Here is a 21,477-nt window from a genome sequence, read left to right as displayed (position 1 = left end):
GGCGTCCACGTCCATTCCAAGACCCCGCGGGTCGCGACGTTGCGGCCCCGGGCAAGCATCCCCTGGCACCTCGATTATCGAACAAATCGGAAGATTTTCTAAAGCGGGCTTAAGGATGGTTAATGATTGGCAAATGCGTCGCGATAGCCCGCGAGCACGCCGTCGACCATGGCCTGCTGGGAGAAATGCGCGGAGATCCGCTCGCGTAAGGACGTCGCGCGTTGCGCGGTCGCTTGCGGATCGTCCAGCGCGGCAGCGATCGCCTCGGCCATGGCCTCGGGATTGCTCGGCGCGAACAAGGCGGGGCTGCCGGTGCCGAAGATTTCGGGGATGCCGCCGATCTTCGAGGCGATCATCGGAATGCCGGCCGCGCCCGCCTCGATCACCACATAGGGCATGGAATCGCCGCGCGAGGGGACGACCAGCAGCCGCCCCTTGGAGAAGCCGTAGCGCGCCTTGACGTGGCCGATGAAGCGGATGGCGCTCGCGAGGCCGAGCTGCTCGACCTGCGCCTTCAGCGCCGCCGTCTCCTCGCCGTCGCCGCCGAGGGTGAGCGTGACGTTCTTGCCGCCTTCGCGCAGGCGCGCCACGGCATCGACCAGCAGGTCCGCGCCCTTGATGTGCCTGAACTCGCCGACATAGCAGAGGTCGGTCGCATCCTCGGCGGTGACGACAGGTTCGAATTCTTCCGGCGTCACGCCGTTGAAGACGCAATGCACCACGCCCTTGGGCGTGCCGACGATGCGCTGATAGGTGTCGCGGGCAAACGCGCTCTCGAACAGGAACAGGTCGGTCGCGCCCATCAGCGAGCGTTCGAGCCGGGCGTAGAACTCGCCCTTGAAGGTGTTGAGAGGATAGTGCAGCGAGCCGCCATGCGGGGTGTAGATGCGGATGGTGTCGTCGGTGCGCCGCCGCATGCGAATGAAGGCGCCGGCCTTGGCGCCGTGGCCGTGCATGACGTCAGGCTTGAGCTTCGCGATCAGGCGCCGCATCCGCAGCCACACCATGACATCATCGGGCGACGGCTCGCGGCGGATCGCCATGCGGTGCACGCCGAGCTTCAGCCGCGGCGCGAGCTCGGCCAGCGCCTTGTCGGCACGTTCGCCGCCGGTGAGGCTGTCGGCGAGGATCCCGACATAATGGCCGCGGTCGACCTGGCCGTTGGCGACGTCGAGGATGTGGCGGAAGATGCCGCCGACCGGAGCGCGCACGGCGTGCAGGATGCGAAGCGGCTGGTCGGGTGAGGGGGGCATGATCAAAACCAGCGCTCGACGGCGAATACCGAACAATTCCAGGAAATATCGAGATGGATTAAGAGCCTTCGTGGTTAACAAACGGTGACGGGTGCGTGGGCGCGAGGCGCGGGACGTCGCGATTAACCCAGCGGCAACCTTAATGGAGTGTAATCGCCCTGGTTGAGGTAGCTTGGTGGCGTTGCCCCTGCGGGAGTGTTCGATGCGTTTAGCGTTCTGGCGTGCCGGCAAGGACAGGGCGGTGGTCGAGCGGGCTGTTTCGAAATCCAAGGCCGAAGCCGCGCACAAAGCCGAATCTGCCAAGGTCGAAGCCGCCAAGGTTGAAGCAAAGCCGGCGCCGGTCATCGCGAAGCAGGCAGCAGTCGAATCCGGTGACATCGATCTGCACGCGCTCGGCGCGGCGTTGGCGCGCAAGCGCGGCTGGATCATCGTGCCCACGGTGCTGGCGCTCGTCGCATCCATCGCCGCCGTCAATCTGGTCACGCCGCGCTACAAGTCGGAATCCCGCATCCTGATCGACGGCCGCGAGAACGTGTTCCTGCGCCCGAACAGCGACCGCGCCGAGGAGCGGCAGGCGCTCGACGCCGAGGCCGTCACCAGCCAGGTGCAGCTCGTGCTGTCGCGCGATCTCGCGCGCGAGATCATCAAGAAGAACAAGCTGGCCGAGCGACCCGAATTCGATCCGGTGCTGCAAGGCATTTCGCCGCTGAAGTCGCTCGCGGCCCTCGTCGGCATCGGCCGCGATCCGTTCTCGATGACGCCGGAAGAGCGCGTGCTCGATGCCTATTACGAGCGGCTCCAGGCCTACGCCGTCGACAAGTCGCGCGTCATCGTGGTCGAATTCCAGTCCGCCGATCCGGATCTCGCCGTACGCGTCGCCAACTCGATCGCCGACGGCTATCTCGTGCTCCAGCAGAATGCGCGGCAGGACCAGGCGCGCAATGCGAGCCAATGGCTTGCGGGCGAGATCGAGAATCTGCGCAAGAAGGTTTCCGACGCCGAGGCCAGGGTCGAGGATTTCCGCTCCAAGTCGAGCCTGTTCGTCGGCACCAACAACACCACCCTGTCGAACCAGCAGATGGGCGAGGTCAACACCCAGCTCAACAACGCGCGCTCGATGAAGGCGGATGCGGAATCCAAGGCGCGGCTGATCAAGGAGATGCTCCAGAGCGGCAAGCCGATCGAGGCATCCGAAGTGGTGAACTCCGAGCTGATGCGGCGATTGTCGGAGCAGCGGGTCACATTGCGGGCGCAGCTCGCCGAACAGTCGTCCACGCTGCTCGGCAATCACCCGCGCATCAAGGAGCTGAAGGCGCAGCTCGGCGACCTCGACAACCAGATCCGGGACGAGGCGGCCAAGATCTCCCGCTCGCTCGAAAACGATGCGCGCATTGCCAGTGGCCGGGTCGACGGCCTGACCGCGAGCCTCGAGCAACTTAAGAAGCAGGCGACCTCGACCAACGGCCAGGACGTCCAGCTTCGCGCGCTCGAGCGCGAGGCCAAAGCGCAGCGCGATCTGCTCGAGACATATCTCGCCAAATATCGCGAGGCCAACACCCGCGAGACCATCGACACGGCGCCGACCGAAGGCCGCATCATCTCGCGCGCCATCGTCTCCAACACGCCGGCCTATCCGAAGAAGCTGCCGATCGTGCTGATCGCGACGATCGCGACGCTGCTGCTCTCGTCGGGCGTCGTCGTCACCGGCGAGCTGCTGCGTCAGACCGCGCCGCGCGCGGCGGCTGTGTTTGCGCCGGCGCCGGTGCAACCGCAGGCGGCGGTCCGCCAGGAACCATTGGTCGAACCGGTGGTCGAGCCCTTCGTCGAGCCGGTCATTGAAGAGCCGGCGCCGCTTCAGCCGGAGATGACCGCCGGTGCCGGTGTTGCCGAGTTCGCCGAGATCGAGCAGCTCGCCGACAGTCTACGTGCCGCCGGCCCGGCGGCGAAGAAGGTCACGGTGCTCGGCACCGCGCCGGGTGAAGCCGTCACGCTGTCGGCCTTGACGCTAGCCCGCCATCTGGCGCGCGCGGCGCGCGTCGTCGTGGTCGATCTCGCCGCATCCTCGCCGACTATTGCCGCCGTGTCGGTCGACGCCTCCGCGGCGGGCCTTGCCGAGCTGATGCAGGGCGAGGCTTCGTTCGCAGAGGTCATCACCCGCGACAAGCTCTCGCGGCTGCATCTGGTCATGGCCGGCCGTCCCGGCTTCGACCGCAGCCTGCTGCAATCGCCGCGCGTGAGCCTTGCGATCGACGCGCTGCTGCGCGCCTACGACCATGTGCTGCTCGATGCCGGCGGTGCTTCCGACCTTCCGGCGGAGCTGCTGACGGCCAGCGCCCGCGCCGTCGTGGTGCCCGATGCCTCGATGACGTCGGATGCGCGCACGCAGATGTGCGAGCAGCTGAAGGCCGTCGGCTTCAGCGAGGTAACGATGCTGAGCAAGCCCGTGCAGCCGTCGGATGCGGCAGAGACGCTGCGCGTGGTGGCGGCGTGATCGCTCTGACCCTCTCCCCTTGTGGGAGAGGGTGGCTTCGCGAAAGCGAAGCCGGGTGAGGGGTCTCTATCCTCACGAATAGTCGAGCGAATGGAGAGAACCCCTCATCCGGCGCTTCGCGCCACCTTCTCCCGCAAGGGGAGAAGGGACGAGAACTACCCGAACGCCTGCCGCAAGCGTCTGGCCAGATCGAACAGCACCTGGTTCTGCTTCACCAGCCGCTTGCCGTGGCTCAGCGATGACATCGCCATCGCCGCGAGTTTTCCGCGCGAGGTCAGCGGAATAAAACTGTCGAAGATGTCCTCGTCGTCCTTGCAGAACATCCGCTTGTACTCGTCCGAACCGATGCCGAGGTCGAGCGCGCGGTAGCCGCGTTCGCCGTAGCGGTCGATGATGTAGCGCATCAGGATCAGGCCCGGGCTGTAGCGGGCGTGCTCCGACATCGTGTAGGTGTTGAACATCATCGAGAAGCGCTGGCCGTCGGCGACGCCGGCGAAGATCGCGATCACCTCGTCGTTGCATTCGAGCGCGTGGATGTCGATGACGCGTCCTTCGCCGCGCGGCGCGAGGCACGCGCTGCGGACGAACTGCTCGACGCCCGGCTCGGCGAAGACGTTCGGCAGCTTCTGCTCGGCCATCCGCGCCGGTTTGATGCGAAAGAACCAGTCGAGCAGGCGGGTGACGTCCGCGTCCGTCGTGGCGAGGTGATAGCGGTAGCCGGCAAGCGACTGGAGCTTCTTCTCCTTGCTCTTGAGACGGCGGCGGAAAGAATTGCTGATCCGCGATGCGGGCGGGCCGCCCGGCTCCATCGTCAGCAGCGGACAGCCGTTGATCGCGCTCTGTCGTGGCAGGGCTGCAAACGGGTTCTGCTGGTCGTTCCAGCGCAGCGGCTGCTGTGTCAGCGCGAGCACGTCGACATGCGCGCCGAGCGGCGCAAGCAGCGCGTCGAGATCGGCGGCGCTGGCCTCTGCCGCGAATTCGGCATTCCACAGGCCCATGTTGAAGCTCGTGTGCTTGCCGCCCATGAAGCAGGCCGTGCGCACGCCGTGGCCCTGGCGCAGCGAGAGCGGCAGCAGCAGAAGCGGCTGGCGATCGGCGTCGCGGGCAATGACGATGAAGGGGCGGGCGCCTTCTTGAGCGCCGACCAGTCGCTGCCAGGGGCCGAGCAGGTCAAAGCGCTGATAGGGCGTGAAGAGGTGACCGGGCTCCTCGAAGGCACGCCAGACCGCCTCGGCCTCGCCGAGATCACTGAGGATATCGACATGCGCGATACGGTTCGCTTTCGACCGCGCTGGCGCTTCTGCCGTCCGGCTTTGCATCGCCGCAGCCATGGTCATTCGCGAAACCTGTCGAGAAAACGAAAAAATGCGTAGTTCGGCCTGTGGCCGACCTTTGCAAAGAAAGGTCAACAAAGGGTAATGACAATGGGCAAGGACCTGAGCAAGCGGACGGGCCGCCGGCGAGCGCGAAGGTGGGATATTGGCATCCGACGACAGATGGCTGCAACGGCTGCGCCTTGAGCTGACCTGGCTCACCGGCCGGGCGCTGCTACGCAGTCGTGGGGCCGGCGCCATCCTGCGCTTTGCGCATGTGCGGCCACAGCGGCGTGGCGGGTTTCAGCCGCTGCGGGAGCACGAGATCACGCCGCAATTCCTCGATCGCGCCATTCGCGCGCTGAAGCGGTGGAAGTATGATTTTCTCGGCATGGACGGGGTCTGCCGGCGCGCCGTGACGCTGCCGGAGAGGCGGCGCTTCGTGGCGCTCACCTTCGACGGCGCGCCCAAGGATCTCATCACCTTCGCCTATCCGGTGCTGGCGCGCCACGCCGTGCCTTTCACGATCTATGTGCCCACCGCGTTTCCCGATGGCGTCGGTGAAGCCTGGTGGCTCGGGCTCGAGCAGGTGATCGCGCGCCAGAGCCGCATCAGCCTGATGATGGGCGACAAGGAGCAGCGTTTCACCGTCACAGGCAACGCCGAGAAGCAGGCGCTGTTCTCGTATCTCGAGAGCTGGTTGCGCTCGCTGTCGCCGGCGGAGCGGTCGGCTGCGATCGCCGATCTCTGCACGCGCTACCGGATCGACCTCGCCGCGCTCTCGCGCGAAGCGTCGATGGACTGGGAGGATCTGGCGAGGCTGGCTGACGATCCGCTGGTCACGATCGGCAGCGCGACCGTGAACTATCCCGTGCTCGCCAACATGAAGGACGCCGCCGCGCTGCGCGAGATGACGATGGGCAAGGCGGTCGCGGAAGCCGCCTTTCGCCGCGAGATCCGGCATCTCGCCTTTCCCTTTGGCGACCGCACCTCGTTCCGGCGCAGCCACGTTGTGATGGCGGAGGAGGCCGGCTTTGCCAGCGCGGTGTCGACGATCCCGGGCATCGTGGAGGCGGAGGGGCGCACCAATCTGCGCGCGCTGCCGCGGATTTCATGGGACGGGCGCGTGCGCTCGCTGCGGATGCTGCGCGTGCTGGTGTCAGGTGTCGCCTTTGCGCCGGTGAGACCGACAGGCAGCGCTACGGGCCAGACTTGACGCGATCAGGCCGCTGCATCCAGCTGACGATCGGCATCGCCGGCAGCACCCAGCCCATGCCGACGACGACGTAGTAGATCGCCTGCCGCCAGCCGGACTCGGCGATCCACGGCATCTGCGCCGCCGCCATGCCGAGCAGGGACCAGACGGTGGCCAGCACCAGGAGCAGGATGGCGCCGAGGAACTTGCGGGTGCGGATCGTCATGGCGGATTGTTGCGGCTTTCGCGTAACTTGCGCTGCGGGAGCGGGGGACTATAAGGGGCACGCAGTCCGGTTCAAGTCTCTTAGGCACAGGCTTGGTTTTGTCCTTGAAATGACGATGATTTCCACCCCGTCCGAGCCGCACCGCGCCGTGCGCTGGTGGCTGGTCTCCGTGGCCGCGCTGATCGCGCTGATGGTGCTGGTCGGCGGGGCGACGCGGCTGACGGAATCCGGCCTGTCGATCGTCGAATGGAAGCCGGTCACGGGCAGCATTCCGCCGCTGTCGGAGACGCAATGGACCGAGGCGTTCGAGGCCTACAAGAAGATCCCGCAATATCGCGAGCTCAATTCAGGCATGAGCCTGTCCGAGTTCAAGGAGATCTTCTGGTGGGAGTGGAGCCACCGGCTGCTCGGCCGCTTCATCGGCGTTGCCTATCTGCTGCCGTTCCTGTTCTTCCTCTGGCGCGGCGGCCTGTCGAGTGAGTTGAAGCGCAGGTTGTGGCTGCTGTTCGCGCTCGGCGGTCTCCAGGGCGCGGTCGGCTGGTGGATGGTGGCCTCGGGCCTGTCGGAGCGGGTCGAGGTGTCGCAATATCGGCTGGCGACGCATCTGGTGCTGGCGCTGATGATCTTCGCCGGCATCGTCTGGACGGTGCGGCGGCTCAAGGAGCGGCCGCAGATCGCCGCGCCCGCGCGGCTGCGGCTCACCAGCGCGCTGCTGCTCGTCATGACCTTCGTGCAGATCTATTTCGGTGCGCTGGTCGCGGGCCTGCGCGCCGGGCGGGCTTACAACACCTGGCCTGAGATCGACGGCGCGTTCATTCCGTCGCCCGAGCGGCTGTGGTTCGAGACGCCATGGTGGCGCAACATGTTCGACAATGTGCTGACCGTGCAGTTCGAGCACCGCATGACCGCCTATGCGCTGTTCGTGCTGGCGGCGCTGCATGCGTTCGACGCGGTGCGTTCACGCGCGGGTGCCGCGGTCGGCGGCGCGCTTTGGCTGTTCGCTGCGGTCAGCCTGCAGGCGGTACTGGGCATTCTCACGCTGCTCAACCAGGTGCCGATCGGACTCGCGCTCGCGCACCAGGCGGTCGCGATCTTGGTACTGACGCTGGCGGTGATGCAGGTGGAACGACTGGCCTCGCGACAATCCGCGCAAGCGCAGCCGCGCGCGGTTCCGGTCAGTCAGGCCGGCTGATCAGGTCAGCAATAGCCATAGACGCCGCACGCGTAGGGCAGGCGCCAGAAGTAATCGACGTGCTTCCCGCCGTAATACGGGCCCTGATAATCGTAGCTCCAGGGCCGGCCGTAATAGCCCGGCAAGGTGCTGGAGCCGGGCAGGAGCGGCGTGCCCGGCAGGTTGCGGACATAGCTGCCGATGCCATAGGCCGGCGAGATCAGCGCATCCGGATCGGTCTCGACATAGACTTGTGGCGGGTCCTGCGGCGGCACGGCAGCGCGCCGCTTCGCCGTCGCCGGCAGATCAGCGGCCAGCGCGCCTGAAACCGTCAGCATCGCCGCAAGGGCAGGCACCATCCAGCGTAGCATCGTCGGCTCCGAATCAAAGGGGCGATCCAAGGACGATGTATGCGGCAGATATGGTTAATGACTGTTAACTGACGGCGGCCAAAACGGCCGCCGCCATTCCGGGGCGGTCCGCCAGGACCGAACCCGGAATCCAGAGATGAGCAAATGACGTCGAGGTTCCGAGGTCGGTGCTTCGCACCGCCCCGGAACGACGGTGGCGGTTAAGCCCCCAGCGCCTGCTCCAGATCCGCGATCAGATCTTCCTTGTCTTCGATGCCGACCGAGAGTCGCACCACGTCGGGGCCGGCGCCGGACTTCACCTTGGCGGCGTCGTCGAGCTGGCTGTGCGTGGTCGAGGCCGGGTGGATCACCAGCGAGCGGGTATCGCCGACATTGGCGAGGTGCGAGAACAGCTGCAGCTTCGACACCAGGCTGACGCCGGCGTCATAGCCGCCCTTCAGGCTGAAGGTGAACACCGCGCCGGCGCCCTTCGGCGCGTATTTGCGCGCGAGCTGGTTGTACTTGTCGCTCGGCAGGCCCGCATAGCTCACTGAAGCCACCGCCGGATGGCCGGCGAGGAATTCGGCGACAGCCTTGGCGTTGTCGCAGTGCTTCTGCATGCGCAGCGGTAGCGTCTCGATGCCGGTGAGGATCATGAAGGCGTTGAACGGCGACAGCGCCGGGCCGAGATCGCGCAAGCCCAGCACGCGGCAGGCGATCGCGAAGGCGAAATTGCCAAAGGTCTCCTGGAGGCGGATGCCGTGATATTCCGGCCGTGGCTCCGACAGCATCGGGTATTTGCCCTCCGTGGACCAGTCGAAGGTGCCGGCATCGACGATGATGCCGCCGAGCGAATTGCCGTGCCCGCCCAAAAATTTCGTCAGCGAGTGCACGACGATGTCGGCGCCGTGATCGATTGGGCGGATCAGGTAGGGCGAGGCCAGTGTGTTGTCGACGATCAGCGGCACGCCCGCCTTGCGCGCCACCGTCGAGATCGCCTCGATGTCGGTGATGCTGCCGGCAGGGTTGGCGATGGACTCGATGAAGATCGCCTTCGTGCGCGGCGTCACCGCGCGCTCGAAGCTCGAGATGTCATCGGGATCGGCCCACACCACGTTCCAGCCAAAACTCTTGAACGCATGCGTGAACTGGTTGATCGAGCCGCCATAGAGCTTTCGCGCAGCGATGAATTCGTCGCCGGGCTGTAGCAATTGCTGCAGCACCACGACCTGCGCGGCGTGGCCCGAGGCCACCGCGAGCGCAGCGGTGCCGCCTTCGAGCGCGGCGACGCGCTCTTCCAGCACGGCATTGGTCGGATTGCCGATGCGGGTGTAGATGTTGCCGAACGCCTGCAGGCCGAACAGCGAGGCGGCGTGGTCGGCGTCATTGAAGACGAAAGACGTCGTTTGATAAATCGGAGTCGCGCGCGCGCCGGTGGTGGGGTCGGGCTGTGCACCGGCATGCACGGCGAGGGTTGAAAATCCCGGAAGGCGATCGCTCATAGTAAGGCGTCCTGTTCTCTTGGTCTGAAATCGCGCGGCATGCTGATGGGCAGGGCGCCCGCCGTCAAGGCGATGCTTCACAAGAATGATTTGGGAATGATCCTGCTACGCATTGTCGCGTTCGCGAACCCTTCGCAATTGCGTCAGCTTTGCTCGGTCTTGTTTTTTGCTGCGCGATCCGACGCTGCGGTATCGCCGCCGCCGACGCTCATCCGATTGAGGGATAGCCGCATGCCCTGTGTCGGTACCGGCGCGCGCTTGGAACTGAGCGTGCGCGAATTCACGCCCATCCAGGATATTTCGGACGACAGGCGGCCATATTCGATCTTCGGGCAGCGGTTCATGACCACCTTGATCCCGACCGATTCCGCTTTCGCCGCCGCGGCATCGTCGCGCGCGCCAAGCTGCATCCAGATCACCTTCGGCAGCGGATCGAGCCTGAGCGCCTCTTCGACGACAGGCATGATGTGGCTGGAGTTGCGAAAGATGTCGATCATGTCGATCGGACGGCCGATGTCCGACAGCGAGGCGACGAAGGGCTTTCCGAGCAGCTCCTTGCCGACATGGCCGGGATTGACCGGGATCATGTCATAGCCGCGCTGTGCCAGATATTTGAACGCGAAATAGCTCGGCCGTACATTGACCGGCGAGGCGCCGACCATCGCGATCGACTTCACGCTGTTGAGGATGCCGCGGATGTAATTGTCGGGATAGGCGTCGTGGTTCATCACTTATCTTTTCTTGTCGTCATTGCGAGCGCAGCGAAGCAATCCAGACTGTCACCGCGGAAAGATTCTGGATTGCTTCGCTGCGCTCGCAATGACGGGGTCATTCATCCCGCCATGTCGGCGTGCGCTTCTCGATGAACGCGCCGATGCCTTCCTCGGCGTCGCGCGCCATCATGTTTTCGGTCATCACCTCTGCGGCATAGCGATAGGCATCCGCAAGGCTCATCTCGGCCTGGCGATAGAAGGCCTCCTTGCCGAGCTTGACTGTGTAGGCGGATTTCAGCGCGACCTGTTGTGCGAGCTCGATCGCTGCGCCGAGTTCGGTGCCGGCAGGCACGACGCGATTGATGAGGCCGATCTCGCGGGCGCGGTCGGCTGTGACAGGCTCGCCCGTCAGCAGCATCTCCATCGCCTGCTTGCGCGGCACGTTGCGCGACAGCGCCACCATGGGCGTCGAGCAGAACAGGCCGATGTCGACGCCGGGCGTCGCAAAGCTTGCGCCTTCCGAGGCGATTGCGAGGTCGCAGCTCGCGACGAGCTGGCATCCGGCGGCCGTCGCGATGCCCTGGACGGCCGCGACCACGGGCTTCGGCAGATGCACGATCGCCTGCATCATCGCGCTACAGGCGTTCATGATCCCGGCGAAATAGGCGCGGCCACGGTCCGGGTCGGTGCGGCGCGCGGTCAATTCCTTCAAGTCGTGGCCGGCGGAAAAGGCCGGGCCGTTGGCGGCGATGACGGCAGCGCGGATGCGCTTGTCCTCTGCGATCGCGTTGAAGCTCGCATGCAGCTGGCCAATCATCGCCTCCGACAGGCTGTTGCGTGCGGCAGGGCGGTTCAGCGTGAGCACCGCGACGCTGCCGACAATCTCCCGCAGCAGGATCGGCGGTTGCGGGGAGGGGACACGGGCGGCCTGGACGGACATTGACGCGACTTCCGTGGAATGATTGCAATTGGATGACACCATTAACTTAATATACCAGGGCAAGCGAAGCGAGGGTGGGGAACGGCATGGCGTTAGCGAAAATGAGCGTGGCGGAGCTCGAGCAGTTTCTCCGCGACGAGTTTCCCCAGGCCTTCAGCGGCGACGACATCACGATCGAGAGCGCGGACGGCCAGACCAGCCTTTTGCGCCAGCGCTATAGCGAAAGGATGCTGCGGCCGGGCGGAACCGTGTCAGGCCCGACGCTGATGGCGCTTGCCGATTTCGCGATGTACGTGGTGCTGCTGTCCGCGATCGGGCCGATTGGGCTCGCCGTCACCACCAATCTCAACATCAACTTCCTGCGCAAGGGCCAGCCCGGGCAGGATGTGCTGGCCGAGGCGCGGCTGCTCAAGCTCGGCAAGCGCCTGGCGGTCGGAGAGGTGAACCTCTTGTCCGGCACCTCACCCGACCCGATCGCCCATGTCACCTCGACCTATTCCATTCCAAATGTTTGAGCTTTTTGCAGGTAATATAGCACCATATTTCTAAGCCATTGATTTTGTGTCCCTAATTTCCGCCTTAGGGCATTGACCGTTGCGCGTCTCTTCTCTAGAAACCCGCGCAGTCCGGCGCGGTGTTCGCGCCGATGCTCCCCGTCCACGGAAACTCTGACATGAAAACCTTTTCGGCAAAGCCGGCTGAGGTGACGAAGAAGTGGGTGCTGATCGACGCCAAGGGTCTGGTCGTCGGCCGTCTCGCCACCATCGTCGCCATGCGCCTGCGCGGCAAGCACCTCCCGACCTACACCCCGCACGTTGATTGCGGCGACAACGTCATCATCATCAACGCGCAGCATGCGGTCCTCACCGGTCGCAAGCGCGAGCAGAAGACCTACTACAAGCACACCGGCTATGTCGGCCACGTCAAGGAGCGCACCGCGCGCCAGATCCTCGAGGGCAAGCATCCCGAGCGCGTGCTCGAGAAGGCCGTCGAGCGCATGATCCCGCGTGGTCCGCTCGGTCGCGTGCAGATGGGCAACCTCCGTGTCTACGGCGGCGCCGATCATCCGCACGAGGCGCAGCAGCCCGAGAAGATCGACATCGCCAAGTTGAACCGCAAGAACACGAGGGCCGCATAACATGGCCGAATCCATCCAGTCGCTCGACCAGCTCTCGCAGCTCAAGACGGCGGCGGCGCCCGAGGCGCCCAAGCACGAGAAGAAGGTCGACAAGTTCAACCGCGCCTATGCCACCGGCAAGCGCAAGGACGCGGTCGCCCGCGTGTGGATCAAGCCGGGCGCCGGCAAGGTCACCGTCAACTCGCGCGAGGTCGAGGTCTATTTCGCCCGTCCCGTGCTGCGCATGATGATCGAGCAGCCGTTCTCGGTGGCCCAGCGTTCGGGCCAGTACGACGTGATCTGCACCGTCGCCGGCGGCGGTCTGTCCGGCCAGGCCGGCGCTGTCCGTCACGGCATCTCCAAGGCGCTCACTTATTTCGAGCCGGAGCTGCGCAGCGTGCTCAAGAAGGGCGGCTTCCTCACCCGCGACTCGCGCGTGGTCGAGCGCAAGAAGTACGGCAAGGCCAAGGCCCGCCGGTCCTTCCAGTTCTCGAAGCGTTAATCGCTTCGGTCGCATTCGCCGCGAAAGCGGCTTCAATGAGATGCAAAAGGGCGCTGATTTTCAGCGCCCTTTTTATTGTTCGTTTGTATGCAAATTGACGACGAGTTTCCGGAAAACTTGCCGACGCGTGAAAACCTGAATGGAACCCGCGGGAACCTAGCGTCGCCTTCGGAAGGGCGCGCAAATCGGATGTGCCGATCGCGTAACTGCTATGTTTTCAAGGGGGCCGACATGATGTCGCTCGATAGCATCACGCTCTATTTGGTTGCCACCATGGTTGCCGCACTGCTCGGCGCCATGATGGTGTTCTTTGGCAGGCAGGAGAACAGTCCTGCGCTGAAATGGTGGGGCACCGCCTATCTGCTCGGTGCCGCCTCCGTCGCACTGTGGACGGCCGCCGGCGAGAGGCTGGGGCCGCATCTCTATCTGGCGTTAAATGCCGTCGGCTTCGTTGCCTGCGGCATGGTGTGGAATGCGGCGCGCGTCTTCCACGGCCGCAAGCCGAACTGGCCCGGCCTCGTGCTCGGCGCGCTCGCCTGGGTCGCCGCCGTGACGCTGCTCGATCCCACTGCGTCCATGCTGCGCATGATCATCGGCGCCGGCATCGTCTCGGTGTACGCGGCGGTGACGGCGAGCGAGCTCTGGGTCGAGCGGCGCAAGAGCGTGCAGCGGCGCTGGCCGGCCTTCGTCGTGCCGGTGATGCACGGCTGCGTCTTGATGCTGCCGATCCTGATCGGCAGCTTCCTGCGGCCGCACGATGCCGGCTTCTCCTCGAGCATCTGGGTCACCGTGTTCGCTGTCGAGCTGGTGCTCTACGCCGTTGGCACTGTCTTCGTGATCTTCATGCTGGTGTCCGAGCGCACCGTCACCGCGCACCGGACCGCGGCGTCGACCGATCCGCTCACCGGCATGCTCAACCGCCGCGGCTTCTCGGAAGCCTGCGGCCGCGTGATCGATCGCGAGGCCAAGGCCGGGCGGCCCGTGACCGTGATGATCTTCGACATCGACCACTTCAAGTCGATCAACGACCGCTTCGGCCATCCCGCCGGCGACGAGATGCTGAGACTGTTCTCGACCGTCGTCGTCAGTAATCTGCGCATCTCCGACCTCTCGGGCCGCATCGGCGGCGAGGAGTTCGCAGCGCTCCTGCCGTGTGCGCTGGAGGAGGGCGTGCTGGTGGCCGAGCGCGTGCGCGAGGCGTTCGAGACCTCCGGCGTCGTCGTCGACGAAGGTCCGGTCGACACCACCGTCAGCATCGGCGTCGCCGGCGGTCCGGCCGGCACCGAGCTCGAGGTGCTCTTGGCCTCCGCCGACACCGCGCTCTATCAGGCCAAGCGTGGCGGCCGTAACCGTGTCGAGGCGGCGGAGGAACTGCCGCTGTCGCTGGAGAACTGGCGCCGCCAGAGCGCGGCGCGGGCCGGTGCGCCGCAGGCGAGTCCGGTCACGGCGTGAACTCGAGGGGCGGCCCTGCGGTAATTCGCTGTTTACCATTCGATCCCTACCATCGTGGTCATGGAATCGATCCGCCGACAGAACCCGCAGGCCGCCCTGATGTCGCTCGAAGCTCACGCAGCCTCGGCACGCGGCGGCTTCGCCTGCCTGTTCTCGACCGCGGACGAATTCGAGACGGCGCTGATCACCGAGCGCCGTGCGCAGGGACGCTACGCGCAGGGCCGCAGCTATTGGCCGCTCGCGCTGTTCGTCGGTTGTGCGCTGATCGTGGCGGGCACGGTTCTGCTGTTCGCCTGAGGGCGCCCGCATTTTTGCTCCACCAGGGCGCCGTTTCGGCGCCTTTTTCTTTTCGGCGGGGTGCGGTAGACACGCCCATCGAACAAAAAGGGTGGAAACCGATGATCACCGAGATCGCGCAAATCGACGTCAAGCCGGGCAGCGAGAAGGACTTCGAGGCCGCTGTCGCCAAGGCCAAGGCCGCTTTCGGCCGCTCCAAGGGCTTTCACGGCTTCGAGCTGCACAAGTCGATCGAGAAGCCGCAGCGCTACCGGCTGATGGTGAAGTGGGCGACGCTGGAGAACCACACCGTCGATTTCCGCGGCTCCGAGAATTTCACCGAATGGCGTGGCCTCGTCGGCCAGTATTTTGCTGCGCCCCCGGAGGTCGAGCACACCGAGACCGTGCTGACGACCTGAGCTGTTGTCAGGCCGCCTCAGCGAGGGGTGGCGCTTCATACGTCTTGAAATGGTCGATCATGACCTTGGTGATGGCGACCAGCGGGAGCGCCAGCGCGAGGCCCCAGATTCCGAACACGACGCCGAGCAGGATCTGGAACGCGAACAGCGTGGCCGGCGGGATGTTGAGCGCCTGCCGCTGCAGGAGCGGTGTCAGCACGTAACTCTCCATGGCGTGGACGCCCATGAAGAGCAGAAGGGCCGACAGCGCCGGGATCCAGCCCGAGGCGAGGCTCGCCAGCACCACGACGACGCCGGCGATGATGGCGCCGACGGTCGGGATGAAGGCGAGCAGGCCGGCCTGAATCCCCAGGATGAACGAGCCGGGAATGCCGATGATGGCGAGCCCGATCCAGGTCACGACGCCCACCGCAATCATCACGACGATCTGTGCGACCAGCCAACGCTCCAGCGTCTCGCTGATGCGGTCGATGATGAGCGTGACGCGGGTGCGATGCTTCGCAGGCGCGAGGAACAGCAGGCCGTCGTGATAGACGGCGGGCTGGGCGGCGAAGGCGAGCCCCAGAAACAGCACGATGAAGATGTTGCCGACGGCGCTGATCGCGCCGAACAGCAGCTTGAAGGTCTGGCTCACGATCGCCCCGCCGCTGGAGGCGAGCGCGCCTGCGCCCGGCAGGCCGCCGTGCGCGCCCGGGCTGGGGGCGGGCGCCGGCGCCGCGTCGGTCGAGGCCGCGGCATTGCCGAGATCGAACACGCTGGTGTCGATGCCGTGGTTCTCCAGGAACGAGCGGACGTTGGTGATCTGCGACTTGATGGTCTTGCTGAGCAGCGAGGCCTGCTCGGCGATGGTGGCGCCGCCGAGATAGGCAACGCCTGCGAGCAGCACCGCAAGGACGAGGCAGACGATCGCGAGCCGCACTGTGTGTGGCAGGTGAACGCGCCGTCCGAGCGCATTGGTCAGCGCGTTGAGGCCGACGCCGAGCAGCATGCCGGTGAAGATCAGGAGCAGGGTGGCCGCAAAATGCCAGGTGAAGGCGAGCATTGCCGTGAACAGCACGACGCCAATGCCGCCGACCGAGATGGCCCAGGCCTGATCCCGGGCCAGGTCGGTGCGGGTCTGGGGCCGTTCATCTCTGGAAATGGTCAAATCGGGTCCTTTCGGAACGCTGCAGGCGGCCACTCTTTCGCGAAATTCCAGCGGGGATCAAGCCGGGGCCCAAGTGCCCGGGTTGGTGCCGATTTGACGCGTCCGGCCTGAAAAGGCCTAACGCGGCGGGCGCAAAAGGGGCCATTCCGCGCGCTGGCCCGCCATTTGCGCGAAAATAGCATTGCCGTCCCGCGATCCCTTCTGTTGAATTTGTTCCATCCCAGGGGCATGTTTGAAGAATCTTCTTAGCGCGGGAGGTCGGAACGACAGATGAGAAAGCCGGTCGTCGGCGTGATCGGGAATTCCCATCGCGTCGAGAATCGATTTCAGGTCCAGATGGTCGGCGAGCGCAACTTACGCGCCGTGGCCGAGGTGTCCGGCGGCTTGCCGTTGATGTTCGCGGGCTCCCCTGACATCACCGACATCGGGGCGCTGCTCGATACCGTCGACGGCATCATCCTCACTGGTGCCCGGGCCAACGTGCATCCGACCCGTTTCAACGTCGATCCTTGCGAGAAGCACGAGCCCTACGACATCCATCGCGACGAGGTGGCGCTGGCGCTGTCAGTCGCGTGCGTCGCGCGCGGCGTGCCGCTGTTCGGCATCTGCCGCGGTCTCCAGGAGATGAACGTGGCCTTCGGCGGCTCGCTGCATCCGGAGATCCGCGAGATCCCCGGCCGCATGAACCACCGCATGCCGCGACTCGAGAACGGCGAGATCCACCCCGATCCGACCGTCGTCTTTGCCGATCGTCACGACGTCGACCTGACGCCGGGAGGCGCCTTCGCAAAAATTCTCGGCTGCGAGAAGATCAGGGTCAATTCGCTGCACGGCCAGGGCATCCTCGATCCCGGCAAGCGGGTGCTGATCGAGGGCATCGCCGAGGACGGCACCATCGAGGCGATCCGCATCGCGGAAGCCCCGACTTTTGCGCTCGGCGTGCAATGGCATGCCGAATACGACCCGCAGCATAATCCCATCAACCGCAGGCTGTTCGAGGCTTTCGGCGAGGCGCTGGTGACGCGGCAGAAGGCGGCGGCGTAGCTCACGCTCGTATTCGGGACCGCTGCAGTCTCTGATACGCGATGGCGATCAGTAGCGTGCGGTGACGGCTCCGGGCATCGGATTGAAGTGATAGTTCACGCCGAGCTTGAACAGGTTCAGGGTCTGTCCGACCTTGTCGACTCCCGGGGCGATAGTGCCCTGGTCCGTTCCAGGGCCTGCATTGAGCGTCATAATGCCGGTGTCGGTATGCTGCTGCGCGATCATCTTGATGTAATCGTACTCGCCCTTGATCGACCAGTTGCCGCCCAGCGCATACTCGGCGCCGACGCCAACGGCGATGCCGGAATGTGTGGCCCTTCCGCTGATGGATGATGTGAAGAGGCCGCCGACAGCAGGAAGGGGCTCGACGGTACTGGCCGAGTGTCTCTCGCTGGCAATCGCGATGCCGCCCTTGCCATAGATCATCAGCCGGTCGCCGGCGACAAAACCTGCCCTGGCGCTCGCGATGGCGAGCCAGTCAATCGAGCTGTCAAGCTTGGTGACTGCGGTGCCGCCGAAGAACGGATCGGGACCAGTAAGAGTCTGGCCGCCCCGCATGCCCGTCCACATCCACTCGCCTTCGATGCCGAAGACGAACACACCGGACTGTGCGTTGACGCCTCCGTTGACGCCGCCAAGCCAGCCCTTCATGTCGTAAGCGCCGCTTCCGGGATTGGCCGGATCAACCAGCGTCGAACGTTGCATGTCGCCGAATCCATAACCTCCCTGCACACCCAGAAAAGCGCCGGTCCAGTCGGTGCCCGGCGCCGGTTTGACGCGTGGATAGGTCGGATCGACGGCCACTGTGCCGAGCCGGTAGTTCGCTCCGATCTTGAGCAGATGGATCGCATCCTGCGTGATCGGCTCATTGACCCTGAAGGAGGGCAGGGTTACGCCGTTGAACGTGGCCGGACCGGTGAGGGGCGCAGTCCGCGTGCCGAAGGCCACGTAGTCATACTCCGCCTTGACCGACCAACGGCCATCAAGGGCGTATTCGGCGCCAAAGCCGATCGTGGGGGCCCAGCGAAATTCGCGAGCCTCCAGATGCTCGACAATCGTTCCGCCGAAGGCATCGTTGAGCGCCAGGTTGTACGAATGCTTCTCCCAGGCCCCGGTCAGCCCTCCCTTGGCAAAGACAAACCAGCGGTCAGCGGCGAGGCCGGCCCGCCCGGTGACGCTGGCCATCCCCTCGATCCTGGAATTCCCGGAAGCCGTGAGCGTGCCCAGGAAGAACGGTCCCATGCTGCCGGTCGTAAGCGTTTGCGAGCCGCTGATGTCGGCCCAGGCTCCTTCCAACTCGACGCCGAACACGAGGCTCGCGATCTGCTTGTTGATGCCGATTTGCGCGCCGCCCAAAAAGCCCTGCGCGGGAAAGTTGAGTTGCTGGTTGGTCCAATCCTTCATGCCGCCGCCGTAGCCGGCATGCACGCCGACATAGACGCCGCTCCAGTCGACAGCGGCAGCCGGAAGCGCAGGTGCCTTGACGGGAAGGTCTGCGGCGGACGCCGCCTGCGTCAATGCCAGGCCGAGTGTAGCGGCCGAAACGATTTTTCCCGTGATTGCCATTGAGCCCTCTGCAACCGGCGCGCGCAATGTCGAGCGACGTCAGGGAGCTATACCGGGAGCGCGGCTGCTTCGGCTTGGGGCACGCGCTACACCGACTTGGACTGATCACCACAAATCTGACGATTGCCCTACAGTGTGATCGCGTTGCCACATCGGCGGGCGCGTCGGTCCGGCGCCGACGTCGCATCAGGCCGCGCTTGATGCGACGCGCGCTCCGGACTGGACCTGGCAATGAAAGACCTTTGAACGCCGCGAGATTTCCTGCGACAAAATGAACGCCGGGCAATCTCACTCTGATGGAGCGGTGCGTTGGATACTGGCGACGAATTGATCGCATTGGAGCTGTCCAGCTCCGCATTTGCCGAGCGCGACAGGACGGAAGCCTTTCACCAGATCTACGGCCGCGAAATCCTCAAGCTGGAGATCGAGCCGTTGCCCGACACGGCGCTTCAGATCGATATGAAGTTGCGTGCGCTGCCCGGAATGTCCGTGGCGGCCGCGACCGTTTCTCCGATTTTCTGTCGCCACACCGAAGCGATGATCGACAACGACGATCCGGTGATCGTGCTCAACCGCGATGGCGCGGCGACACACAATCAAAATGGTCACGAGACGCATCTGGGTCCCGGCGACGCGATCCTGACCACGAATGGTTTGCCGGGGACCGCGACCAATTACACGACGAGGCGCGTGGTCACCTGGCGGATCAGCCGCGCGCTGATTGGGCCCCTGGTCAGCAATTTCGACGACGCCATCGGCAAACCGCTCGACAGGCAGAACCCGGCGCTTTCGCTCTTTCTGGATTATCTCGGCATCGTCAACGAGAGACAGACGCTCGCGAACGCGGCAATGCGGCGGGCCGTCGTGAACCACATGCTCGATCTCGGCGCCCTGTTGCTGGGCGCCACTCCGGATGCCGCCGAGATGGCGAACATGCGCGGTGTTGCAGCCGCCAGAATGCGGAGCATCAAGGCCCACATTCGCGCGCAGTCCGGCAATCCCGGGCTGAGCCTGGACTCTGTGGCTGCCAAGCAGGGCATTTCAAAATCCTATGTCCGCAGGCTGTTCGAGCTCGAAGGCATGAGCTTTACCGAGTTCGTCCTCAATCAGCGGTTGGCCTTGGCCTACAAGATGCTGACCGAAGTGAGCCTCGCAGGCCGCTCGATCAGCGAAATCGCGCACCAGTCCGGCTTCAACGACATCTCGTACTTCAATCGAACGTTTCGCCGTGTCTACGGCGCGTCCCCATCGGAGATCCGCGTCCGCAAATGAGCTGCGGACGGCGGTGAGGTGCTGTCAAGCCGTCCGCTCCATCCGCCGCGCGCGATACGCCTGCGGCGACATCAAGGTCAGCTTGCGGAACGCCTTGCGAAAACTGCTTTCGTCCTCATAGCCGGCGGCGCGGGCGATGGTCTTGACCGGCTGCGTCGTTGTCTCCAGGAGCGTGCGCGCATGCTCGACGCGGCGGCGCATGATGAAGGCTTGCGGCGGCTCGTGCGTGAGCTCCTGAAACTTTCGGTTCAGCGTGCGCTCGCTGAGGCCGAGCGCGCCCGCGAGGCGCTTGACCGTCATCGGGTGCTTGCCGGTGCGGCGAACCAGGAGATCGGCTTTGGTCAGCAGCGGGTCCTGCGAGAGCAGATAGCCGACCGGCATGAAGATCGACTGGGTGCGCTGCGCGGTGTCGATGACGACGTAGTCCGCGCATAGTTTTGCGACCTCCTTGCCGTCGACGATCTCGATCAGCCTGAGCAGCAGGTCGACCCACGACATCGGTCCGGCCGCGCAGACGACGCGGTCCGCAACCGTGATGACGGCGTCGGCCGCGAGGTCGATCGTGGGATGACGCTGCCGCAGCTCGCCTTGCAGCCACCACGTGATGGTGGCGCGGCGGTTGTCGAGCAGGCCGCTGCCTGCCAGCAGGAACACGCCGCTGCAAAAGGCGCCGATCAGCCGGCCGTTCGCGTGCTGCTGCCGCAGCCAGGCGCCGGCACGGGCATATTGTGGCTTTAGACGCTCGGCGGTGACGTGATCGACGAGATTGCCGGGGACGAGGATCGCGTCGAAGCGGGCGCGTTTGCCGATGCCGCCGTCGACCGCGACCATCCGGCCGCCGCCCGCGCGCACGTCCCGGCCGTCGAGCGACAGCGTCTGCCAGCTGAAGCGGGGCGCTGTGCCGCTCTGCTGCATCACGTGATTGGCGAGCGACAGGACGTCGGCGATTCCGGCGATCGCCGAGTGCATGCAACCTTCCAGTGCCAGAATTGCGAGCTTCATGGGACCTCCAGGCAGGATGCGGCGATCCTAGCCGATTGTCGCGCGGGCGAGTGGCGGAAATTGCCCGAACTCTGGCTTATCCGCCACTGCCTTGCCGGAGATGCCGGGTCCAAATTCGCCGCGTCGCCACACGACATGATTGGAGAGAGACATGCCTTACATCACCATTTCGACCGTCCGCGGCATCCTCGATGCTGCGCAGAAGAAGACGCTGCTCGAACGGATCACCGACCTGATGGTCGAGGTCGAAGGGCAGGGCAGTGCGGATTTCCGCCGCAACGTCTGGGTCAGGATCGAGGAGCAGGAGCCATCGCACTGGTCGCTCGGCGGCATGCAGCCGACGAGCGAGATGATCGCGAGCACCTTCGGTGCGATCGGAGCCGATGGCGTGAGGGTGGCACGGTAGCGGTGCCTGGCGCAAGGCGGATCAGCCGCAGGCATGGTCCGCCACTGCCTCTGCTCAACCGATCACAGCGCCATCCTGCATGGCCATTTCCCATTGCGTTGCACAATCGCAACGTTGGTC

At 65.1% G+C, this 21,477-nt stretch carries 22 protein-coding genes; 12 read left to right on the top strand and 10 right to left on the bottom strand.

Annotation, left to right across the window (positions count from 1 at the left end; translation table 11 throughout):
• Positions 1-119: 119 nt before the first annotated feature.
• Positions 120-1,253, bottom strand: coding sequence for a glycosyltransferase family 4 protein (locus GGD63_RS31285; protein WP_183247771.1), 1,134 nt, complete (start codon positions 1,251-1,253; stop codon positions 120-122).
• Between the two features lie 202 nt (positions 1,254-1,455).
• On the opposite strand from GGD63_RS31285, the gene GGD63_RS31280 reads away from it, so the two are divergent.
• Entirely contained in the window at positions 1,456-3,744 is a 2,289-nt protein-coding gene (locus GGD63_RS31280) for an exopolysaccharide transport family protein (RefSeq protein ID WP_183247769.1), read from the top strand.
• Positions 3,745-3,899: 155 nt separating this feature from the next.
• Here the strand turns inward: GGD63_RS31280 and GGD63_RS31275 are convergent, their stop codons facing one another.
• Positions 3,900-5,081: a GNAT family N-acetyltransferase gene (locus GGD63_RS31275; protein WP_183247767.1), complete on the bottom strand. Its 1,182-nt coding sequence runs from the start codon at positions 5,079-5,081 to the stop codon at positions 3,900-3,902.
• Positions 5,082-5,223: 142 nt separating this feature from the next.
• Between GGD63_RS31275 and GGD63_RS31270 the strand changes: the two genes are divergently transcribed.
• Positions 5,224-6,273, top strand: a complete 1,050-nt coding sequence (locus GGD63_RS31270; protein ID WP_183247765.1) for a polysaccharide deacetylase family protein — start codon at positions 5,224-5,226, stop codon at positions 6,271-6,273.
• On the opposite strand, the gene GGD63_RS31265 is transcribed toward GGD63_RS31270, so the two are convergent.
• A complete protein-coding gene (locus GGD63_RS31265) occupies positions 6,257-6,478 on the bottom strand; it encodes a DUF2842 domain-containing protein (protein ID WP_183247763.1) in 222 nt (73 codons plus the stop codon). The genes GGD63_RS31270 and GGD63_RS31265 overlap by 17 nt on opposite strands.
• 109 nt (positions 6,479-6,587) lie before the next feature.
• Here GGD63_RS31265 and GGD63_RS31260 point away from each other — a divergent pair, with 109 nt between their 5' ends.
• On the top strand, positions 6,588-7,670 hold the full coding sequence (locus GGD63_RS31260) for a COX15/CtaA family protein (RefSeq protein WP_183247761.1): 1,083 nt from the start codon (positions 6,588-6,590) through the stop codon (positions 7,668-7,670).
• 5 nt (positions 7,671-7,675) lie between these two features.
• Here the strand turns inward: GGD63_RS31260 and GGD63_RS31255 are convergent, their stop codons facing one another.
• The 4 genes from GGD63_RS31255 to GGD63_RS31240 all read right to left on the bottom strand — a co-directional run bounded on the left by GGD63_RS31255 (position 7,676) and on the right by GGD63_RS31240 (position 11,154).
• Positions 7,676-8,020 carry a hypothetical protein gene (locus GGD63_RS31255; protein WP_183247759.1) on the bottom strand — a complete coding sequence of 115 codons (345 nt, stop codon included), beginning with the start codon at positions 8,018-8,020 and terminating at the stop codon, positions 7,676-7,678.
• A gap of 200 nt (positions 8,021-8,220) precedes the next feature.
• Positions 8,221-9,501 carry an O-acetylhomoserine aminocarboxypropyltransferase gene (locus tag GGD63_RS31250; RefSeq protein WP_183247757.1) on the bottom strand — a complete coding sequence of 427 codons (1,281 nt, stop codon included), beginning with the start codon at positions 9,499-9,501 and terminating at the stop codon, positions 8,221-8,223.
• Positions 9,502-9,644: 143 nt separating this feature from the next.
• Positions 9,645-10,229 (bottom strand): CoA-binding protein, encoded by a 585-nt coding sequence (locus tag GGD63_RS31245; protein WP_183247755.1) that lies wholly within the window; start codon positions 10,227-10,229, stop codon positions 9,645-9,647.
• A 100-nt stretch (positions 10,230-10,329) separates the two neighbouring features.
• Positions 10,330-11,154, bottom strand: a complete 825-nt coding sequence (locus GGD63_RS31240; protein WP_183247753.1) for an enoyl-CoA hydratase — start codon at positions 11,152-11,154, stop codon at positions 10,330-10,332.
• Between the two features lie 86 nt (positions 11,155-11,240).
• Here GGD63_RS31240 and GGD63_RS31235 point away from each other — a divergent pair, with 86 nt between their 5' ends.
• The 6 genes from GGD63_RS31235 (at position 11,241) to GGD63_RS31210 (ending at position 14,920) form a co-directional block, all read left to right on the top strand.
• Positions 11,241-11,669, top strand: a complete 429-nt coding sequence (locus tag GGD63_RS31235; RefSeq protein WP_025036650.1) for a PaaI family thioesterase — start codon at positions 11,241-11,243, stop codon at positions 11,667-11,669.
• A 158-nt stretch (positions 11,670-11,827) separates the two neighbouring features.
• A complete protein-coding gene (gene rplM, locus GGD63_RS31230; protein WP_011087726.1) occupies positions 11,828-12,292 on the top strand; it encodes a 50S ribosomal protein L13 in 465 nt (154 codons plus the stop codon).
• Position 12,293: 1 nt separating this feature from the next.
• Positions 12,294-12,773 (top strand): 30S ribosomal protein S9, encoded by a 480-nt coding sequence (gene rpsI, locus GGD63_RS31225; protein WP_018642439.1) that lies wholly within the window; start codon positions 12,294-12,296, stop codon positions 12,771-12,773.
• 231 nt (positions 12,774-13,004) lie between these two features.
• Complete coding sequence (locus GGD63_RS31220; protein WP_183247751.1) at positions 13,005-14,225, top strand: diguanylate cyclase; 1,221 nt, start codon at positions 13,005-13,007, stop codon at positions 14,223-14,225.
• Positions 14,226-14,285: 60 nt separating this feature from the next.
• Positions 14,286-14,522, top strand: coding sequence for a hypothetical protein (locus GGD63_RS31215; RefSeq protein ID WP_183247749.1), 237 nt, complete (start codon positions 14,286-14,288; stop codon positions 14,520-14,522).
• A 101-nt stretch (positions 14,523-14,623) separates the two neighbouring features.
• The gene (locus GGD63_RS31210) at positions 14,624-14,920 is read left to right on the top strand and encodes an antibiotic biosynthesis monooxygenase (RefSeq protein ID WP_025036647.1); all 297 of its coding nucleotides are present in this window, start codon (positions 14,624-14,626) and stop codon (positions 14,918-14,920) included.
• 7 nt (positions 14,921-14,927) lie between these two features.
• Here the strand turns inward: GGD63_RS31210 and GGD63_RS31205 are convergent, their stop codons facing one another.
• The gene (locus GGD63_RS31205; RefSeq protein ID WP_183247747.1) at positions 14,928-16,067 is read right to left on the bottom strand and encodes an AI-2E family transporter; all 1,140 of its coding nucleotides are present in this window, start codon (positions 16,065-16,067) and stop codon (positions 14,928-14,930) included.
• A gap of 270 nt (positions 16,068-16,337) precedes the next feature.
• Here GGD63_RS31205 and GGD63_RS31200 point away from each other — a divergent pair, with 270 nt between their 5' ends.
• On the top strand, positions 16,338-17,111 hold the full coding sequence (locus tag GGD63_RS31200; protein WP_183247745.1) for a gamma-glutamyl-gamma-aminobutyrate hydrolase family protein: 774 nt from the start codon (positions 16,338-16,340) through the stop codon (positions 17,109-17,111).
• Between the two features lie 48 nt (positions 17,112-17,159).
• Here GGD63_RS31200 and GGD63_RS31195 read toward each other — a convergent pair whose 3' ends face one another.
• On the bottom strand, positions 17,160-18,677 hold the full coding sequence (locus GGD63_RS31195; RefSeq protein ID WP_183247743.1) for an outer membrane protein: 1,518 nt from the start codon (positions 18,675-18,677) through the stop codon (positions 17,160-17,162).
• Positions 18,678-18,986: 309 nt separating this feature from the next.
• On the opposite strand from GGD63_RS31195, the gene GGD63_RS31190 reads away from it, so the two are divergent.
• Entirely contained in the window at positions 18,987-19,949 is a 963-nt protein-coding gene (locus tag GGD63_RS31190; protein WP_183247741.1) for an AraC family transcriptional regulator, read from the top strand.
• A gap of 24 nt (positions 19,950-19,973) precedes the next feature.
• Here GGD63_RS31190 and GGD63_RS31185 read toward each other — a convergent pair whose 3' ends face one another.
• The gene (locus tag GGD63_RS31185) at positions 19,974-20,951 is read right to left on the bottom strand and encodes a GlxA family transcriptional regulator (RefSeq protein WP_183247739.1); all 978 of its coding nucleotides are present in this window, start codon (positions 20,949-20,951) and stop codon (positions 19,974-19,976) included.
• A gap of 151 nt (positions 20,952-21,102) precedes the next feature.
• On the opposite strand from GGD63_RS31185, the gene GGD63_RS31180 reads away from it, so the two are divergent.
• Positions 21,103-21,357 (top strand): tautomerase family protein, encoded by a 255-nt coding sequence (locus GGD63_RS31180; protein ID WP_183247738.1) that lies wholly within the window; start codon positions 21,103-21,105, stop codon positions 21,355-21,357.
• Positions 21,358-21,477 lie beyond the last annotated feature (120 nt).

Source organism: Bradyrhizobium sp. cir1, assembly GCF_014198245.1.
GTDB lineage: Bacteria > Pseudomonadota > Alphaproteobacteria > Rhizobiales > Xanthobacteraceae > Bradyrhizobium.
Note: the sequence above shows the minus strand (reverse complement) of the source record. Positions and strands in the feature narration are given on the sequence as shown.

Coding starts and splice junctions, on each gene's coding strand:
- GGD63_RS31260 (WP_183247761.1), top strand. CDS start 6,588: ATGACGATGATTTCCACCCCGTCCGAGCCGCACCGCGCCGTGCGCTGG.
- GGD63_RS31250 (WP_183247757.1), bottom strand. CDS start 9,501: ATGAGCGATCGCCTTCCGGGATTTTCAACCCTCGCCGTGCATGCCGGT.
- GGD63_RS31220 (WP_183247751.1), top strand. CDS start 13,005: ATGATGTCGCTCGATAGCATCACGCTCTATTTGGTTGCCACCATGGTT.
- GGD63_RS31200 (WP_183247745.1), top strand. CDS start 16,338: ATGAGAAAGCCGGTCGTCGGCGTGATCGGGAATTCCCATCGCGTCGAG.
- GGD63_RS31265 (WP_183247763.1), bottom strand. CDS start 6,478: ATGACGATCCGCACCCGCAAGTTCCTCGGCGCCATCCTGCTCCTGGTG.
- GGD63_RS31240 (WP_183247753.1), bottom strand. CDS start 11,154: ATGTCCGTCCAGGCCGCCCGTGTCCCCTCCCCGCAACCGCCGATCCTG.
- GGD63_RS31180 (WP_183247738.1), top strand. CDS start 21,103: ATGCCTTACATCACCATTTCGACCGTCCGCGGCATCCTCGATGCTGCG.
- GGD63_RS31195 (WP_183247743.1), bottom strand. CDS start 18,677: ATGGCAATCACGGGAAAAATCGTTTCGGCCGCTACACTCGGCCTGGCA.
- GGD63_RS31235 (WP_025036650.1), top strand. CDS start 11,241: ATGGCGTTAGCGAAAATGAGCGTGGCGGAGCTCGAGCAGTTTCTCCGC.
- GGD63_RS31215 (WP_183247749.1), top strand. CDS start 14,286: ATGGAATCGATCCGCCGACAGAACCCGCAGGCCGCCCTGATGTCGCTC.
- GGD63_RS31275 (WP_183247767.1), bottom strand. CDS start 5,081: ATGACCATGGCTGCGGCGATGCAAAGCCGGACGGCAGAAGCGCCAGCG.
- rpsI (WP_018642439.1), top strand. CDS start 12,294: ATGGCCGAATCCATCCAGTCGCTCGACCAGCTCTCGCAGCTCAAGACG.
- GGD63_RS31280 (WP_183247769.1), top strand. CDS start 1,456: ATGCGTTTAGCGTTCTGGCGTGCCGGCAAGGACAGGGCGGTGGTCGAG.
- GGD63_RS31245 (WP_183247755.1), bottom strand. CDS start 10,229: ATGAACCACGACGCCTATCCCGACAATTACATCCGCGGCATCCTCAAC.
- rplM (WP_011087726.1), top strand. CDS start 11,828: ATGAAAACCTTTTCGGCAAAGCCGGCTGAGGTGACGAAGAAGTGGGTG.
- GGD63_RS31210 (WP_025036647.1), top strand. CDS start 14,624: ATGATCACCGAGATCGCGCAAATCGACGTCAAGCCGGGCAGCGAGAAG.
- GGD63_RS31285 (WP_183247771.1), bottom strand. CDS start 1,253: ATGCCCCCCTCACCCGACCAGCCGCTTCGCATCCTGCACGCCGTGCGC.
- GGD63_RS31255 (WP_183247759.1), bottom strand. CDS start 8,020: ATGCTACGCTGGATGGTGCCTGCCCTTGCGGCGATGCTGACGGTTTCA.
- GGD63_RS31185 (WP_183247739.1), bottom strand. CDS start 20,951: ATGAAGCTCGCAATTCTGGCACTGGAAGGTTGCATGCACTCGGCGATC.